The organism is Bartonella sp. AP7XZML (assembly GCF_042195745.1).
In the GTDB taxonomy this organism is placed as follows: domain Bacteria; phylum Pseudomonadota; class Alphaproteobacteria; order Rhizobiales; family Rhizobiaceae; genus Bartonella.
This window is the reverse complement of record NZ_JBHIOT010000082.1, coordinates 35,753-54,500: the sequence shown is the minus strand read 5'-3', so window position 1 is coordinate 54,500 and position 18,748 is coordinate 35,753. Positions and strand designations below refer to the sequence as shown.

The following is an 18,748-nucleotide window of genomic DNA, read 5'->3' as shown; positions in this document are numbered from 1 at the left end:
CTACCTTAAACATTTTTTTCAAGCCATTTACTAATGATATTCTCCAAAACGATTTGAATCTTATCCTGCTTGATGTCATCAATGAGCTCAGAGATAAATCCTTTAATCAAAAGTGCACGAGCCGTTTTAAATGGGATACCACGCGCCATAAGATAAAAAAGATAATCATGATTAATATTAGCAACTGTTGCACCATGACCGCACGCAACATCATCAGCAAAAATCTCCAGTTCAGGCTTTGCATTAAATTCTGCATCATCTGAAAGAATAAGGCTATTACAAGCCATGCGTGCATCTGTTTTTTGCGCTTTTTGAGAAACACGTATTATTCCTTGGAAAACACCAACAGCCTTATCTGTAACCACATTGCGTATAATTTCGGTTGATGTTGATTTTTCTTCCACGTGACGAACAGTCATTGTAAGATCACTATGTGTTTGTCCTGATAATAAATTTATGACGCGTAATTGAAAATCAGATTCTTCTCCCTGTAATTCAATATCGATTTCTTGGCGATTTAATTGACTCCCTATATTAATGACATAAAGTGATAACTTCGCTCTTTGATCAAGAACAGCACAAAATCGACCAAATTGTGTAGAATTAAAATCACGATTGCGAATGAGAATCCACGTAACATCACTATCAGCAGCAACATTTAATGAAAATATTGAACTGACAAAGGTATCTTTATCATTGCCAACCTGATGTTCAATAAACATAACTTGACTATTTTTATCAACTTTTATATCCGAAAAAATATGAGATTGTCCCCCCATTTGTATATTTTGTAATTCAATGGGGATATTTAACTTTGTATTTTCAGGGATGTGAAAAAGCCAACCATCTGTAACAAAAGCTGTATTTAACTGTCCAATAAAATCTTCATCAGAAATGTTTTGATTTATCTGTACAGAATTATCTTCTAATGCGTCTGAAAGGCGTTTTACTGCAATGTTGTCTATCTTTGACTCTATCGATGTTTTTCCATTGTTTATGGAGAAAACAGCACTTTCTGAAAGCAATGCATCAACCAATTGATTGTCTTGAACTTTTGAAAAATTGCTAATAGACTTCAGTAAGGTACGCAGATTGGTATAATGCCAACTTTCGATTTTACGGGAAGGAAGCCGTGTCATTTGAAACTGCTCGATAGTTTTCTTGCGGATTTCCTGTACAGCTTTATCACCAGGTAAGTGGTTTACATACTGATTGAAATTACTGAGTATATTTTCTTCAACCGCTAACAAGTTTTGCTGTGCATTCATATTTAATAACCTCAAACCGCTTCCCTAATAAGATCAGCATACCCATTTTGCTCTAAATAAAGCGCTAAGGATTTATCACCGCTTTTGATAATTTGTCCTTTATAAAGAACATGTACCGTATCAGGAATAATATAATTAAGCAGCCGTTGATAATGGGTAATCACCAAAAATGAACGTTTTGAATCCCGAAGTTTATTAACACCATCTGCAACAATTTTTAGTGCATCAATATCTAAACCAGAATCCGTTTCATCTAAAATGCAAAGTGTAGGTTCAAGAAGTGCCATTTGTAAAATTTCAGCGCGTTTTTTTTCTCCACCTGAAAAACCTACATTTAATGGACGCTTTAGCATATCCATATCTATTTCAAGTTTGGCTGAAACTTCTTTAACACATTTTATAAATTCAGGAATTTTAAGTTCTTCGTCACCTCGCGCTTTGCGTTGAGAATTCATCGCAACTTTTAAAAATTCCATTGTTGCTACCCCTGGTATTTCCATTGGATATTGAAATGCAAGAAAAACACCATATGCAGCACGTTCTGCTGGATCCATTTCTAAAAGTGATTGTCCATTATAGAGAATATCTCCTTCTGTTATTTCATAATCATCACGACCAGCAAGCAAATAAGACAAAGTTGATTTTCCGGCTCCATTTTGTCCCATGATAGCGGCAACTTCTCCATCTTGAACTGTCAAGTTTAAACCACGAATAATTTCTGTATCGGTTTCAGCAATACGGGCGTGCAAATTTTTGATCTCTAACATAATTTAATCCTGTTTTGGCTGTTTTTCAGATATCAATGCGTATTATTTTACCTTAGCATCCATCTACTTTTGTAATTACCATAGAGGTCATTTTTAGCATTATGTGCTACCGTTACAGCCTTTTTACATAAAGTCTTCTATTTATTTAATTAAATAAAATTATCCAACACTACCTTCAAGGCTAATACTAATAAGCTTTTGTGCTTCGACAGCAAATTCCATAGGAAGTTTTTGAATGACCTCTTTTACAAAACCATTTACAATTAATGCGATAGCTTCTTCTTCGGGAATTCCTCTTTGCATAACATAAAAAAGTTGGTCATCAGAAATTTTTGATGTTGTGGCTTCATGTTCAAACTGAGCTGTTGCATTTTTTGCTTCAATATAAGGAACTGTATGCGCACCACAATCATTTCCGATTAACAAACTATCACATTGCGTAAAGTTACGCGCATTTTGTGCTTTTCGATGCGCTGTGACTTGTCCTCGATAAGTGTTATTTGAAAAACCTGCAGAAATACCTTTGGAAATAATGCGACTGGATGTATTCTTTCCCAAATGAATCATTTTTGTACCAGAATCAATTTGTTGATAACCGTTTGCAACAGCAATAGAATAAAATTCTCCACGCGCATTATCACCACGGAGTAAGCAGGATGGATATTTCCAAGTAATCGCAGAACCGGTCTCAACTTGTGTCCATGAAATTTTAGAGCTATCACCTCGACAATCTCCACGCTTCGTCACAAAATTATAAATACCGCCCTTTCCATCTTTATCGCCAGGATACCAGTTTTGTACTGTAGAATATTTAATCTCTGCATTTTCAAGCGCAATAAGCTCAACAACAGCAGCATGAAGTTGGTTTTCATCACGTTGGGGTGCTGTACACCCTTCAAGATAAGAAACATAGGAATCTTCAGCGGCGATAATCAATGTTCGTTCAAATTGGCCAGTGTTGCGTTCATTAATCCTAAAATAAGTTGAAAGCTCCATAGGACAACGAACCCCTTTAGGAATATAAACAAATGAACCATCCGTAAAGACAGCTGCATTTAAGGCCGCATAATAATTATCACTTATAGGTACAACTGTTCCTAAATATTCTTTAATAAGCTCAGAATGTTCAATAATCGCCTCTGAAATAGAACAAAAAATCACACCAGCACGTGCCAGCTCTTTTTTGAATGTTGTTACAACAGAAACAGAATCAAAGACTGCATCAACAGCCACCTGCCCCGATACAGACATACTGTCATCAAAAGTGGAGGGATCAGACTGTTTTCTTACTCCTGCCAAAATCTCTTGTTCTTTAAGGGGAATGCCAAGTTTTTCGTACATTGCTAATAACTCAGGATCCACTTCATCCAAAGATTTTGGTCCTGTATGATTTTTAGGAGCAGCATAATAATAAAGCTCCTGAAAATCAATTTTAGGATATTCAAGACGCGCCCAATGAGGCTCTTGCATTGTCAGCCAACGGCGGTAAGCTTTTAAGCGCCATGTTAGCATCCATTCAGGCTCATGTTTTTTAGCGGAAATAAATTTGATAATATCCTCATTTAAGCCTTTTGGAGCTTTATCGGTTTCAATATTGGTTTCAAAACCATATTTATATTGGTCAACATCTATTTCACGTACTTGGCGTATCGTTTCTTGTACTGCCGGCATAAATTTTCTCCATTTTTGGGCGTCAAAAACCGGTAACTAAAAGTCTTGTTTTTTATAATATTAAAGTAAGCAAGTTATCTCCTAAGCTATAGGTAAAGTGCAAAAATTTCAATCAAACTTATTTTATCTTTAAAATAATTCTAATTTTTCTATTTTTTTAGTGATAAGTTTTATTCTTTTTTCCTGTTTATAATTTGAGAAAAAAACGACAGAAAATCATCAATATCTTCAGAAGTTGTGCCACGCCCTAGCGAAATGCGAATGGCACCATTTGGAACATGATACCCCATTGCCTCCAACACTTTGCTTTGTTTTACTTTTCCCGAAGAACAGGCAGAGCCGGATGATAAAGAAAACCCTTCTAAATCAAAAGCAATTTGCATCGTTTCAGCTTTTATATTTTTCACGGTAAAGTAAGTTGTATTTGGCAAACGTTGAACTCTTTTGCCAAAAATCTCAACATTTTTACTTATTTTTTGTAGTCCAGCTTCTAATTTATTGCGTAAATATATTAACTGTTTTATTTCCTCCTGTGTGAAGCAATCAGTCATTGCTGCCCCAAAAGCAGCAATAAGAGGCAATGCTTCTGTTCCTCCACGGAGACCTTTTTCTTGTCCTCCCCCAATAATAAGAGGGTGTGGCATGAGAAGATTACCACATGAAACAAAAGCACCTATTCCTTTAGGACCACCAACTTTATGTGCAGACAGTATAAAAAAGTCTCCTCCTAGCTGATTAATATCCACAAAATTTTTATCTATATATTGTGTCAAATCAACTATAAGAGTGCCTCCTAAATCCCGAACAATAGCGGCGATTTCTGTTAACGGTTGAATAACACCCGTTTCACTATTTGCAGCTTGAATAGCAACAAGAGGTAAACCTTTTATTTTATCGTGAACCGTTAAGAGTGATGTTAATTTATCTTGTTGTATGAGCCCATCTTGATCAACATCAATGACGCTTATCAACTCTTTAGAAAAACGTCCTCCCTCTGCAACAGAGGGATGTTCAGTCGCTCCAAGGTAAAGATGAGAAAATTTAACTTTTGCTTTCCCCATATTGTAAAAGGGTGTTAACAAAGTCATTGCAGCCTCACTCGCACCAGAGGTAAATACCACGTGATCTGGATCTGTTTTAAGATTTTCAGCGATTTGCCGACGGGCCTTTTGTAACAAAGTTTTAGCGGCACGCCCTTCCTTATGAACCGATGATGGATTACCAAATATCTCTAAAGATTCCAGTAACGCTATCCGTGCCACTTTTTTGAGCGGTGTTGTTGCGTTATGATCAAAATATCGGCGTTTTATAACCATTTTACATCGCAATCATTAATCTTATGAATTGATTGAAAAAATAGCGCATTTTTCTTGAAAAGTGCACTAAAAAAAGAATATCTAATAATTATTTAAGAGATTCTATGGTAAAAGTCGACCAGGGTCAAAGAGAGCCTTTTATTGCATTAAGGAGCATTTTATGCCAGAAATTATTTTTAACGGTCCCGCGGGTCGGCTCGAAGGGCGTTATCAACCTTCACAACAAAAAAATGCACCCATTGCGATCATCTTGCATCCTCATCCCCAATTTGGTGGAACTATGAATCATAAAATTGTCTATGACCTTTTTTATATGTTCCAACAACGTGGCTTTACAACTTTACGTTTTAACTTTCGTGGTATTGGTCGTAGTCAGGGTGAATTTGATTATGGAATAGGAGAACTTTCAGATGCTGCTGCTGCTCTCGATTGGGTTCAAACACAACATCCAGACTCTAAAAATTGTTGGGTAGCAGGATACTCATTTGGAGCATGGATTGGTATGCAGCTTTTAATGCGCCGACCGGAAATTGAGGGATTTATCTCAGTTGCCCCTCAGCCTAATGTTTATGACTTTTCATTTCTTGCACCTTGTCCCTCTTCTGGACTTATCATTCATGGCGGTATCGATAAAGTTGCCCCTCCAAAAGATGTTCAAATACTTGTCGATAAATTAAAAACACAAAAAGGTATCATCATTACACAAGAAATATTGGAAGAAGCTAATCACTTTTTCAGTGGATGTCATGAAGAACTTATTGAACGATGTGCCCACTATTTGGATAACCATATCTCCAATGAACTTCTCGCTCCTCCTCCTGAAATACTTTCACTAACTTAGGAACATACGATAGATTTATAAAAAATTAGCAAAAATCGTCTCTGATCATAACAAAGTAATTTTTTTAGTCTGCATTTAAAACTTTTCTAAATTTTATTTCAGGATAGAAATGAGAATAACAGAATACCTTTTTTCTATTACTAAGAAGTCTCTTTTTTAGCGTATAAAGATAATAATACCTGTATTATTATCTTTATACTACCAATATGTCTCTTTCTCTTGTGAGGTGTGCGTCAGTTATGATAGATAACGCATTAATAATTCGTTATATAATCGCCTATTATATAAAATAATGCACTCTTAAATTAGGAAATTAAATCTGTGTTTGCCTTTAAATCTGATTTTTTACACATTATGAGCGAACGTGGTTTTATCCACCAAATTTCAGATGAAAAAGGCTTAGATGATCTTTTTTCAAAAGAAACTGTAAGCGCTTATACTGGATTTGATCCAACAGCATCGAGTTTACATGCTGGAAGTCTTCTTCAGATTATGATGCTTTATTGGTTACAAAAAACGGGTCATCGCCCCATTGCTTTAATGGGTGGAGGAACCGGATTGATTGGTGATCCTTCTTTCAAAGACGAAGCGCGACGCCTTCTGACACAAGATGATATTGCTGCAAATATTGATGGTATTAAAAAGGTATTTGCTAACTATTTGACATTCGGTGACCGAGAAACTGATGCTTGTATTGTGAATAATGCTGAATGGTTATGCAATTTAAACTACTTAGAATTTTTGCGTGATGTAGGAAAGCATTTTTCTGTCAACCGTATGTTGTCATTTGATTCTGTCAGACTCAGACTTGAGCGTGAGCACTCTTTGTCATTCTTAGAGTTTAATTATATGATTCTGCAAGCTTATGACTTTGTTGAACTTTATAAACGTTATGGGTTGCGTATGCAAATGGGGGGCTCTGATCAGTGGGGCAACATTATTAACGGAATCGAATTAGGACATCGTTTAGGAACACCGCAATTATATGCGTTAACATCACCATTGCTGACAACCTCTTCCGGTGCCAAAATGGGTAAATCATTGAATGGGGCTGTATGGCTAAATGCGGATAAACTCTCACCTTATCAATTTTGGCAATACTGGCGCAATACAGAAGATGCTGATGTAACACGATTTCTAAAGCTCTATACTCCATTGCCGATGGATGAGATTCTTAAACTTTCTCTATTACAAGGAACTGAAATTAACGAAGCAAAAAAAATTCTTGCAACAGAAATTACAGCAATGTTGCATGGACGTGTTCTTGCTGATGCAGCAGCAGAAACGGCTCGCAAGACGTTTGAAGAAAAAACTCTGGGAGAAAATCTTCCAACTGTTGAAATTAATGCCTCAGAATTAAAAAAAGGTGTTGGATTGCTCACTCTTTTAGTAGAAGCAGGACTCGCTAGATCTAATAGTGAGGCACGCCGACACGTTCAAGGTGGAGGTGTCCGTGTAAATGATCAAATTATTGAGGATGAAACACATCTTATTATTGAAGGGGATGTCAGTGCAGAAGGAACCATTAAACTTTCTTTTGGTAAGAAAAAACATGTTGTGATGAAACCAGTATAATCTTTTGCTGTTTTGTTTATGTTGTTCACGTCGAGCTTGTTCTTTCAATTCAATCGTTGTGATAGGGCGAATTTTGTTAGGGAAATAAAAGTCTCTTCAAAACGATAAAATTCTAGAGAGTTGAATAGTTCTTTTCTTCTGTGTAATCTGATATCTTATACCTGTTACACAAAAAAGAAAGATGAAAACAATGACAAGACCAATGAAAGGTGCTCTTGCTCCTGATTTTACTTTGCCGCGCGATGGAGGAGAGACAGTGTGTCTTTCTGACTTTAAAGGAAAGCCTGTTGTTTTATATTTTTATCCCAAAGATGACACCAGTGGTTGCACAAGTGAAGCACTTGATTTCACAAAATTAAAGATGAAATTTGATGAAATCGGTGTTGCTGTTATTGGAATCTCTCCAGATAATGTAAAAAAACATGATAAATTTAAAATAAAACATGAACTTGATGTCATCTTGGTTTCTGATGAAGAAAAAACGACCCTCGAAGCTTATGGTGTTTGGGTTGAGAAAAGCATGTATGGACGCAAATATATGGGAGTTGAACGGAGCACTTTTTTAATTGATGCAAATGGAATAATAGTAGAAGAATGGCGCAAAGTAAGCGTATCTGGGCATGCTGAAAATGTTTTAGCTACTGCAACACTTTTATATCATAATGGTAACTTGTAAATTGAGTGTTTGATTTATCTTCAAAAGCAAAAGTTATTCTCCCTAATTGATTTTAGTTTTTCAACGGATTCAATTTTTACAATATATTGATTTATAAGGATAATGAATTGTTTTACATTTATATTAGTCCCTCGAATATCCCAAATTTTTCTTATTTTAGATTCTTCCTATCACTTGCAATATCATAAGCAGAATTGGTGTGTGAGAAAAAAATGAAGAAAGAAACAAAAAAATCCCTCTTTAAACCTTTAAAGTATCAAGGACTATCGTAACATCACAACATCAGTAAAACGAACAGCTTAAGAAAAAATCTACATGGCTTGAAGGAAGGATATATAATTAACGAATATCCTCAATTTTTTTGTCTTGTCTATGAATGCGCCGTGCGAGTGCTGCCTCTATAAATGCATCTAAATTACCATTAAGTACGGATTGTGGATCCGTATTTTCAATTCCTGTACGCAAATCTTTGACAAGCTGGTAGGGTTGAAGAACATAAGATCTAATTTGATGTCCCCATCCGATTTCTGTTTTAGAAGATTCAGCAGCATTGGTTTCTTCTTCTCTTTTTTTAAGCTCTTCTTCATAAAGCCGTGCACGCAACATCGACCAAGCCGTAGCGCGATTTTTATGTTGAGAACGCTCTGTTTGACATTGAACAACAATACCCGTTTTTATATGTGTGATGCGAACAGCAGAATCTGTCGTGTTAACATGTTGTCCTCCTGCTCCAGATGCACGATACGTATCAATACGCACATCTGCCTCTGAAACATCAACTTCAATATTGTCATCAATAACTGGATAAACCCAAATGCTCGCAAAAGAAGTATGGCGCTTTGCATTCGAATCAAATGGAGAAATCCGCACTAAGCGATGAACGCCTGATTCTGTTTTTAACATTCCATAAGCATTATGCCCTTTTACAAGAATAGTCGCTGACTTTATTCCTGCTTCTTCTCCATCATGAATTTCTAAAATCTCAACCTTCATTTCATGCTGTTCAGCCCATCGCATATACATACGTAAGAGCATAGAAGCCCAATCTTGGCTTTCTGTTCCCCCTGCTCCAGCATGAACTTCTAAATAGGTATCATTCGGATCTGCCTCTCCTGAAAGAAGTACGTCAATTTGCCTTTTATCTATCTCATTTTTAAGATTACGTATTGATCTTTCTGCATCAGCGATAATTTCCACATCACTTTCTTCTTCGCCCATCGCAATAAGCTCAATGCATTCTTCAAGTGTTTTTGTAAATGATAAAAGACCATTGATTGAATTATCAAGACGTTGACGCTCACGCATCATATCCTGTGCTCGTTGTGCATCATCCCATAATGATGGATCTTCCGCTTTTTGATTAAGATATTCAAGACGCTTTAGTGATTGATCCCAGTCAAAGATGCCCCCTTAGCAATTGTATTGCTTTCTGGATTTCATCAACTAATGTTTCTATTTCTGCTCGCATAATTTAACACCGTATTTTTAAAAACTCTTTTTGTTTGTGTCTCTTAGCATTTTATACAAATTTAATAGCTGCTATCAGAAAATGGTACAGTTCTATCACTCTATTTATAGAACCGACATTGTAAAAAAGAGATAAAAACCATGACTCATGGCAAAAGGAGATTTTGTCGATTAATACAGCCCACCTGTCCCACTTTCAAGTGCTTTGTTGACTTGTGGAGAAGTCGTTACTGCAGGAACACCTTCTTGAAAAGAATTTGTACTCCCAATAACTTGATATATATCAGCAGGCCCAGTCCCTGGTTTAAATGCTTCTATAATGACATCTTGATCTCCTCTTTCGGCAAGCATTCCTGTTTTTCGATTAATTGGCATTAAAATCATACCCTTTGGCATCTTAAAGGGAACATCTGGCTTCCCTTTAAGAGCATCTGTCATAAAATCACCAAAAATAGGTGCAGCTAATGAACTTCCTGTTCCATTATATCCTAACGGAGCTGGTTGATCATAACCGACAAAAATACCAACGACAATGTCAGGAGTAAATCCCATAAACCAGACATCCTTAGAGTCATTGGTTGTTCCTGTTTTAGCGGCAATATGTCGATTAAGATAACGTAAACGTGCCGCAGTACCACGCTGAACAACCCCTTCCATCATCGATGTAATTTGATAAGCCGTCATAGGGTCAAGAACTTGATCTCGCTCATCAATCAATGTGGGTTCACTTTGATTATTCCATGAATTCGTATTACAATTTTCGCAAATACGATCATCATGACGATAAATTGTCTTCCCATAACGATCTTGAATTCTGTCTATCAGAGAAGGTTTAATAGAGCGTCCGCCATTGGCAATAACGGAATAAGCTGTAACCATTCGTAATACTGTTGTTTCTCCAGCTCCTAAAGCCATAGGAAGATAAGGCTGCAATTTATCTACGATCCCAAAGCGTTCTGCATATTCAGCGACAAGAGGCATTCCCATATCATTGGCAAGCCGTATTGTCATAAGATTACGAGAACGCTCAATACCATAACGCAACGTTGAAGGTCCTGCAAAGGTACCTCCATAATTTTTGGGTTGCCAAACTTCACCATTATATTGACGAACTTCAATGGGACCATCTAAAACAACGGATGCTGGTGTATATCCGTTATCAAGAGCTGCTGCATAAACAAAAGGCTTAAAAGCAGATCCCGGTTGGCGATAAGCTTGGGTTGCACGATTGAATTCAGATGCGGCAAAAGAAAATCCTCCCACCATAGCAAGAACGCGCCCTGTATGAGGTTCCATAGCAACAATTGCACCTTCAACCTTTGGAATTTGTTGTAAACGATAAGTGTTGTTTGTATTGGATAGTTTTTCAACAAAAATGACATCCCCAACTTGTAGAACATGAGATAAGCTCTGAACAGTTTTTCGATAACCATTTTCTTTTACAACATGGAGTGCCCATTTTGAATCAGCTTCAGATAAAACAGCAATTTCCCGTTTTTTTGATAATATACCTGAAGCTTCGCGCTGTGGCTGTAAACCAATCTCTACTTTGTTGGGATTAGTAGAAAGAACAACAGCTAAACGCCATTCAGGAACATCACTTAGCCCTGTGATATCTGCAAGTTCTGTCCCCCAATCAACTTTCTCATCAATATGCGCATAAGCTCCACGCCATCCTTGCGCATGATCAAATCTAATTAATCCATCGTGCAAAGCACGTCGCGCAATAAGTTGTAAATGCGGATCAAGCGTTGTACGAATGGAAAGCCCACCTTCATAAAGTGTTTTAGCCCCATAGCGATGTATTAAACGACGCCGCACTTCTTCAGTAAAATAATCAGCTGCAAAAACATAGCTATCACTCCCACGGATTGTCGCTCCTAAAGGTTTAGCTTTCGCTTTTTCACCTTGTTCACGTGTTACATATCCATTTGCAATCATCCGGTCTATAACCCAATTACGCCGATCAATAGCACGCTGTGTATTCTTAAATGGATCATAATTTGCTGGTCCTTTTGGAAGAGCAGCCAAATAAGCACATTGTTCTAGCGTCAGGTCATTGACGGATTTATTGAAATAGGTCAATGAAGCAGCAGCTATGCCATAAGTGCCACGACCCAGATAAATTTCATTGAGATAAAGTTCGAGAATATGATCTTTTGAATAAGTTTTCTCAATACGCATTGCTAAAATAGCTTCCTTAAATTTACGTTCTAACGTTGTTTCTGAACTTAAAAGGAAGTTTTTAGCGACTTGTTGCGTTATAGTTGATGCACCCTCAGGACGTCTTCCAGAACCAATATTACGAATATTATTGATCAAAGCTCGAGAAAGTCCTTCAGGATCTAAACCAAAATGATGATAAAAGTTTTTGTCTTCAGCTGAAATGAAAGCATTTATAACAAGCTTTGGTATTGATTGAATCGGTAAATAGAGGCGATGTTTTGTTGCAAACTCTGCCATAAGACGGCCATCAGAAGCATGGACACGGGTCATTACCGGCGGCTCATAAAGTGAAAGAACTTCATAATCAGGGAGTGCATTTGCTTGACCACTGGTCATAACACCCCACGTTATTGCACCATAAAGTCCAATAACAATAAAAAAACGAAGAAGATATCTTAAAAAAATCATCATAAAAACGGCTATCGCTTTCTTAAGAATTAATTAAAGAAAAAATACGTTACTTCAAACACACCAAGTGGATATCACCACAAGATTGAGATCAAGAGAAATTGTTTTCTATCTTTTATTTATACCAGGGTACACTAGAAGCCCATATTGATACTCTATTTTCTCATAAATTTAAAGAGGCTGTATCATTTTCTGCCTATAATCAGCAAATTGACGAATAGAATGAGCAATAGAGGCTGCCATTTGTTTTCTCCAATGAGGATCATTTAATAACTTTTCATCCTCTTTATTGGATAAATAACCTATCTCTATCAAGACTGAGGGTATATCTGAAGCTCTTAAAACTTGAAAATTAGCATACCGATGTGGGTTATTAATCAAGTTAATATGATTCTTTGATAAACTTGAAATAACACTATTTGCAAAATTAACCGAAAATGTATGTGTTTCACGTCGTGTAAGATCCATCAAAATATCTGTAACTTCGAGCGTTTCATCTGCAGGCAAACCATCAAGCAAATCAACTTTATTTTCATTTTCAGCTAAAGATTTTGCAATGGCATCAGAGGCTTTATCTGATATGGTATACACTGTGGCACCGCGAAGAGAATGTAGATCAATCGTATCTGCGTGAATAGATATAAAAAGATCAGCATCAAACTCTTGCGCTTTTTTAACTCTTTCACTTAGTCTTAAAAAAATATTGGAATCTCGTGTTAAAGCAACGGTAATATGAGAATCCTTTTGTAATTCGTCTCGCAATGCACGCGCAAAGTCTAAAGTCACATCTTTTTCTAAAATTCCAGTAACACCCCGTGCACCACCATCAATACCACCATGACCAGGATCAAGAACAACACGGAAATTATATGCTGGCATTAACTGTGTTTTTGTATCAAAATTGCTTCTTTGCTGTTTTTTTAATATCTCATCAAATTTTTCTTGTGTACTTTTACGAATATCAATCAGCAACTGCCATAAACCATTATTTAATTTTTTTACGACATTTTTTTCAACCACAAAAGCCGTTTTACTTGTCAAAATAATGCGTGAAGTCTGTATGTCAGAGAAAGCATAACGCACATCTGAAAGCATAACGGATAATGTACTCCGTTTCTTTAAAGGCGTATTTTGCATCGAAAAGTCAATTGTAGGTAAATTGATAACCAAACGTGCGGGCCTGTCCAAAATCTGTAAACGAACATTTGGTTTTGAATTAAAAACCGCAATAATACGCGTATGAACACTATCACCAATGGTTCGAAAATTAATAAGTCTCAGAGGATCTGCGGCTTGAACACTAGTTTGGAGTAGCAAAAAAGATAATAAAAAGCATGTGACGAGCACAATAACATCCCCATAAGCTGTTTTCAGCTTTTTGGTAAAAAAAACTCTTATCATAAGCAAAATACTCTACATTACCTTTGTAATAATTTATCTTGGTTACATAAAACGATACACCAATTTATTATCTATTTTTCAATAAAAGCTAAATAAACACCTCAAAACGAAATTAAGGGCATAAAGATATTATAATTATACATGATTTACATTGTTACTTGCCAAACGCATGATATCAACATAAAAGAATATTTATGCTTCCTAGCTGATAATAGTCATCTAAATTATCTGTAACTCATATTAAGTTGTCTTTAGAGGTTTTTTGTCTATTATGCGTTGAGACTTTTTTATGGATGAAAAATTTCTATGTTGTAACATTAGGATTGCATTACTTAAGATTCGTTGGTTCGGATATCCGAACTGTTTTAAAGATTATTTTACCGGAGACTTTTAAGAAATATGAGTCATAAAAAACAGATGGAAATAATGATGAGAAATGGTGTAAATGCAGTCATGCCTTTGCACGTGGTGTTCCGTCCTGTTTTTCTGGTACCTCCCTTTTATGGCAGACAGCCTTTTATGTTTACGAATAGTTATAGCATTCGTTTGAATAAAATTGTGCATGTCGCCTTCAGGATATTAACTTATGTCAAACAAAATGCTTATAGATGCCTCCCATCCGGAGGAAACACGTGTTGTTGTTGTTCACGGCAACAAAATTGAAGAACTTGATTTTGAATCAGAACATAGAAAACAGCTCAAGGGGAATATTTATCTCGCACGTATTACGCGTGTAGAACCGTCTCTCCAAGCGGCTTTTGTTGAATATGGTGGAAACCGACATGGTTTTTTAACATTTTCTGAAATTCATCCTGATTATTATCAAATTCCTATTGCTGATCGCCTTGCTCTTCTTGAAGAAGAAGAAAAAGAAGCTATAGGAGAAAATTCTGTAGATACCTTTACGGAAGAAGCAACTAAAAATAAAAAACGCTCCAGAAGAACAAAAAAAAATGGAAAAAACAATGTCATAGCAACCGATATTGAAAGTGACATCACATCTGAAGCGACAATAATTGATAATACAGAAGAAGCATTAAATGCCGATATCTCTGATGATGAGATCGAAATGGTCGGTGCTGAGGACATCCGTGAAGAGCTCCCAATTTATCAAAGAAAACAAGGGCGCCAGTATAAAATTCAAGAAGTCATTAAACGACGTCAAATTTTGTTGGTACAAGTTATCAAAGAAGAGCGTGGTAATAAAGGTGCTGCCCTTACAACATATCTATCTCTAGCTGGTCGTTACTCTGTTCTAATGCCCAACACAGCACGTGGTGGTGGTATTTCACGAAAAATTACGAACATACAAGACCGTAAGCGTCTTAAAGAAATCGTAAAAGAATTAGCCGTTCCAAAAGGTATGGGCGTTATCTTACGAACCGCTGGTGCCAATAGAACAAAAGCTGAAATTAAACGTGATTATGAATATCTTATGCGGTTATGGGATACTATTCGCACTTTGACACTCGAGTCAACGGCGCCATGCCTTGTCCATGAAGAAAGCAATCTCATCAAGCGCTCTATACGAGATCTTTACAATAAGAACATTAGTGAAATTCTTGTCTCTGGAGACCAAGGATATCGTGAAGCGAAAGACTTTATGCGTATGCTCATGCCAAGTCATGCAAAAGTTGTGCAACCTTACCGTGATCCTACGCCCATTTTTGCAAGAAATAATATTGAAATTCAACTTGATAAAATGTTGCAACCACAAGTTTCTTTAAAATCTGGTGGTTATCTTGTTATTAATCAAACAGAAGCACTTGTTGCTATTGACGTAAATTCTGGCCGCTCTACGAAAGAATTCTCTGTCGAAAAGACAGCCTTACAAACTAACCTTGAAGCTGCTGAAGAAGTCGCGCGTCAATTACGCTTGCGTGACCTTGCTGGTTTAATTGTGATTGATTTTATCGATATGCTTGAAGAACGCAATGTGAAGCTTGTCGAAAAAAAATTAAAAGATTGTTTAAAAAACGATCGTGCTCGTATTCAAGTTGGTCATATTTCACACTTCGGCCTTTTAGAAATGAGTCGTCAACGTATTCGCATATCGGTTTTAGAAAGTACGACACAGCCATGCCCACATTGCGCAGGAACAGGAACTATACGTTCTGAATCATCAATTGCGTTACATGTCATGCGCTCAATTGAAGAATATCTTCTTCATAATTCGCAACATAATATTATCGTGCGCACCCCCGTAGCAACAGCGCTTTATGTATTAAATCATAAACGCAATATTCTTGTTAATTTAGAAGCTCGCTTTAAACTTAATATTAGTATTGAAGCAGATGATAGTATTGGAACACAACATCTTGTTATTTCTAAAGGCTCAATAGCAGAGAAAATTTCTCAATCTTCATTGGAAGATGAGAATAAGCAAGAAATTGAAGATTCTGTTTTCATAAAAAGTGAATCTATTGAAAATCCTTCTCCCATTGAAATAAACCAAAAGTGTCGGCGCAAAAATCGTCACGGTGAAATTACTGATCATTCTCTCTCCAACGTTCATAAAAAAGAAGATACCTTGAATAATGATTCTTATCGTCGAGGACGTCGTCGAGGACGTCGTGGTGGTCGACGCAATCAAGATAATAATTTTCATCAGATTCGCGTTCCTTATGCAGAACCAGTAGGAGATTTTGCTAAGCAAGCTTTAGCAGAAATTAAAGCAGCGCATCGCAAACGTCGTGTTTCACCTGCTAAATCTTTTGAACTTGAAGAAACAAAAAATAATACACAAGCTCTAGATATACAACAACAGAGTGAATCTGAAAAAAATGATACAAGTATTAAACCTAAAAAACGTAAAACACGTTCTTCAAAAGTAATAGAAAATCAACTTTCTTTAGAGAATGATCAAAATATTGCAGAACAAAAATCTCTTGAAGAAAAACCTACAATCAGTTCGGTGCGTAAAACTAAAACAAAAAAAGCAGACAAATCTATTCATGAGGTAGAAGATAAAGCTCTTAAAAAGAGTAAAAAATCAACACGTGGAACACGTAAAAAATCATCTTCTAAAGAGACAACGCAAGTACAAAAAATATTAGAGCAAGAAACTGTAATCGAGATGGAGGAAGTTATCGAAACCTCTCCTTCCCAAATTGAAGAAACAATTAATCAACCCGTTGTTATTTCATCAACGCCTAATGATTCTTCCAAAACTGAACGTATTGGTTGGTGGAAACGCAGAATTCTTTCGAAAAATTAAGGATTTTAAAAAACCGCCACAGAAAACTGTGGCGGTTCAAATAAACAATTATAGAAAACGTTTTGACCAAATTTTATGGTGTGGTTTTATTACTTTTGTTTTGCTTTTTCTTGCTCAGCACGCATACGCTCTTCAATTTCTTTTTGTTTTGATTGAATAGCTTGCTGCAGCTTTATTTGTTCTTGTTGAAAATCTTTTTCTTCCATACCAGGACCGGTATAGGCTGCTGTAAATCCATTCAGAGAAAATTCAATAGGATTAGCTGAACCACGGAAATTAACTGTGGTTACAACCATTTTTGTACCACTTTTCATAGCTGCTATAAGCTTATCATCTAAAACATCATTGGCAATACAACTTGGTCCATTACAAATCACATAAGGGATTTTTTTAGAGAAATCATCACCAATTTTAATATGAACACCTTCTGGCAAAAAACGACCTGTAGGTACTTGAATACCTATACGTTTCTCATTTTGCTTCCCTTTTATTTCAACAAGATTAAAAGCCGTTAAAGGTTGTCCCGTATTCGATAATACAGTATTCATTGTATTACAAATATCAACATCATGCTGCTTACTGCAAACTTTGTACCAACCTTGTGATAAAGTTTGCGCATTTGCAGAAATACCAGCTATAAGAAAAAGGGCAGCGGCTCCAACTAATACTGAAACAGCAGAATAAACATTTTTATGCGACATGATTAAGTTAATCCTTTCAACGCGCTCTTAAGTAACTTCAAAAAAATATTAAATATAATTCCAACTTAATGTATTAAATTATAATGAAATAACAATTAATTTTACTATTTTTACTTCAATATTTAAAAAAAAGTCAAATTTAGAGAAAAAATACGACGAGCCATTCTAATTTTTATACACTCATATCATTTCCCCTCTTCATCACATTGGTATTTGATGCAATCTATCCATAAAACACCTCTGTGCATTTAAACTAAGATTACACAAACGAATCAATATTGCAATATTAATTAAAATAAACTCTGATACTACTCTAAAAAACTTACTAATTAAAATTTTTACATTTATTACTCTTCATGTTAAGCTTATAGAACCTTAGCAACAGGTGTTGCAATGCATGAAGCTCCAAAATATCAGATAAATTTTACTGTTTTCCTTATGTGCCTCGTGTGATACACAAAAACAAAATCATCTACGATATTATTGAAACATTTAATGAATTAAAACCACTGATTGTCTAAAATTTCTGCATAATTGTAAGAGAGCTTTTTGCTAATGAACAATTTTCTGCCCTTGTTTACAAAATAATAGTGATACGCTTTTGTAATAAAAATTTTATATTCCATAGCGTTTAACTAAACAGTTTAGTTTAAAAATATGCTACTAAAGAAGTGCTTTTTTCTTAATTAAACAACACATTTTCTTAGAGAGAAAATCTATAACTGCTGAAAATATTTTATTTATAATAAACTTTCTTAAAATATAATAACATATTAATTTATAATAATAATTTATCTTTTTTCTATTTCTATATTGTATGAAAGATCCTAATAGCGCAAACCTCTCTTATATTGAATCAATAAAATTTATCCACTTGTACATCACAAGCAGAGTTAGTTTTATAGATAAAACTACTGAACAAAGGAATTCCCCCTATGAATCATCTCACGTGCCTAAAGCCATAATAAATTTATGCTTATATATTATACATCTATTATTGCACCTCTGTACAAATATCATCTCTCAGCTTTATAACGTGAATAAAAAATATAGCTTTTATCAATTTATTTTAAGTTATTTCTCAAATAAAATAATTTACTAAAATGATAAATTCTTTTCATCTTTTACAACATCAAAGATATAAATCGTTAATGATTTAAGTTTTAAGAAAAAATGAATTCAAAGTATCATTTTGTTTCCATATATAACACAAT

General features: G+C 35.6%; 12 protein-coding genes. 4 read left to right on the top strand and 8 right to left on the bottom strand.

The features are described from left to right. Window positions 1-5: 5 nt before the first annotated feature. The 4 genes from sufD to ACFILT_RS06365 form a co-directional block, all read right to left on the bottom strand. Window positions 6-1,268, bottom strand: coding sequence for a Fe-S cluster assembly protein SufD (gene sufD / locus ACFILT_RS06380; RefSeq protein WP_375679761.1), 1,263 nt, complete (start codon window positions 1,266-1,268; stop codon window positions 6-8). An 11-nt stretch (window positions 1,269-1,279) separates the two neighbouring features. Then, complete coding sequence (gene sufC, locus ACFILT_RS06375; protein ID WP_375618156.1) at window positions 1,280-2,035, bottom strand: Fe-S cluster assembly ATPase SufC; 756 nt, start codon at window positions 2,033-2,035, stop codon at window positions 1,280-1,282. Between the two features lie 159 nt (window positions 2,036-2,194). Further along, on the bottom strand, window positions 2,195-3,706 hold the full coding sequence (gene sufB / locus ACFILT_RS06370; RefSeq protein WP_375679099.1) for a Fe-S cluster assembly protein SufB: 1,512 nt from the start codon (window positions 3,704-3,706) through the stop codon (window positions 2,195-2,197). A 170-nt stretch (window positions 3,707-3,876) separates the two neighbouring features. After that, window positions 3,877-5,022, bottom strand: coding sequence for a cysteine desulfurase family protein (locus ACFILT_RS06365; RefSeq protein ID WP_375679100.1), 1,146 nt, complete (start codon window positions 5,020-5,022; stop codon window positions 3,877-3,879). Window positions 5,023-5,182: 160 nt separating this feature from the next. On the opposite strand from ACFILT_RS06365, the gene ACFILT_RS06360 reads away from it, so the two are divergent. The 3 genes from ACFILT_RS06360 to ACFILT_RS06350 all read left to right on the top strand — a co-directional run bounded on the left by ACFILT_RS06360 (window position 5,183) and on the right by ACFILT_RS06350 (window position 8,114). Then, entirely contained in the window at window positions 5,183-5,863 is a 681-nt protein-coding gene (locus tag ACFILT_RS06360) for an alpha/beta hydrolase (protein ID WP_375632240.1), read from the top strand. Window positions 5,864-6,184: 321 nt separating this feature from the next. Beyond that, window positions 6,185-7,438, top strand: coding sequence for a tyrosine--tRNA ligase (tyrS, locus tag ACFILT_RS06355; protein ID WP_375628094.1), 1,254 nt, complete (start codon window positions 6,185-6,187; stop codon window positions 7,436-7,438). Window positions 7,439-7,628: 190 nt separating this feature from the next. Continuing rightward, complete coding sequence (locus ACFILT_RS06350; RefSeq protein WP_375611894.1) at window positions 7,629-8,114, top strand: peroxiredoxin; 486 nt, start codon at window positions 7,629-7,631, stop codon at window positions 8,112-8,114. Window positions 8,115-8,453: 339 nt separating this feature from the next. Here the strand turns inward: ACFILT_RS06350 and prfB are convergent. The 3 genes from prfB to ACFILT_RS06335 all read right to left on the bottom strand — a co-directional run bounded on the left by prfB (window position 8,454) and on the right by ACFILT_RS06335 (window position 13,616). Then, a protein-coding gene (prfB, locus tag ACFILT_RS06345; protein WP_375679101.1) for a peptide chain release factor 2 occupies window positions 8,454-9,582 on the bottom strand; the annotation gives its coding sequence in 2 pieces (ribosomal slippage) (window positions 8,454-9,512 and window positions 9,514-9,582; 1,128 coding nt in all). A 170-nt stretch (window positions 9,583-9,752) separates the two neighbouring features. Continuing rightward, window positions 9,753-12,218, bottom strand: a complete 2,466-nt coding sequence (locus ACFILT_RS06340; protein WP_375679102.1) for a penicillin-binding protein 1A — start codon at window positions 12,216-12,218, stop codon at window positions 9,753-9,755. A gap of 168 nt (window positions 12,219-12,386) precedes the next feature. Next, window positions 12,387-13,616: an N-acetylmuramoyl-L-alanine amidase gene (locus ACFILT_RS06335; protein WP_375679760.1), complete on the bottom strand. Its 1,230-nt coding sequence runs from the start codon at window positions 13,614-13,616 to the stop codon at window positions 12,387-12,389. Between the two features lie 586 nt (window positions 13,617-14,202). On the opposite strand from ACFILT_RS06335, the gene ACFILT_RS06330 reads away from it, so the two are divergent. Then, window positions 14,203-16,833, top strand: coding sequence for an Rne/Rng family ribonuclease (locus tag ACFILT_RS06330; RefSeq protein ID WP_375679759.1), 2,631 nt, complete (start codon window positions 14,203-14,205; stop codon window positions 16,831-16,833). Between the two features lie 89 nt (window positions 16,834-16,922). On the opposite strand, the gene ACFILT_RS06325 is transcribed toward ACFILT_RS06330, so the two are convergent. Continuing rightward, window positions 16,923-17,534, bottom strand: a complete 612-nt coding sequence (locus ACFILT_RS06325) for an invasion associated locus B family protein (protein WP_375610352.1) — start codon at window positions 17,532-17,534, stop codon at window positions 16,923-16,925. Between the last annotated feature and the right edge of the window lie 1,214 nt (window positions 17,535-18,748).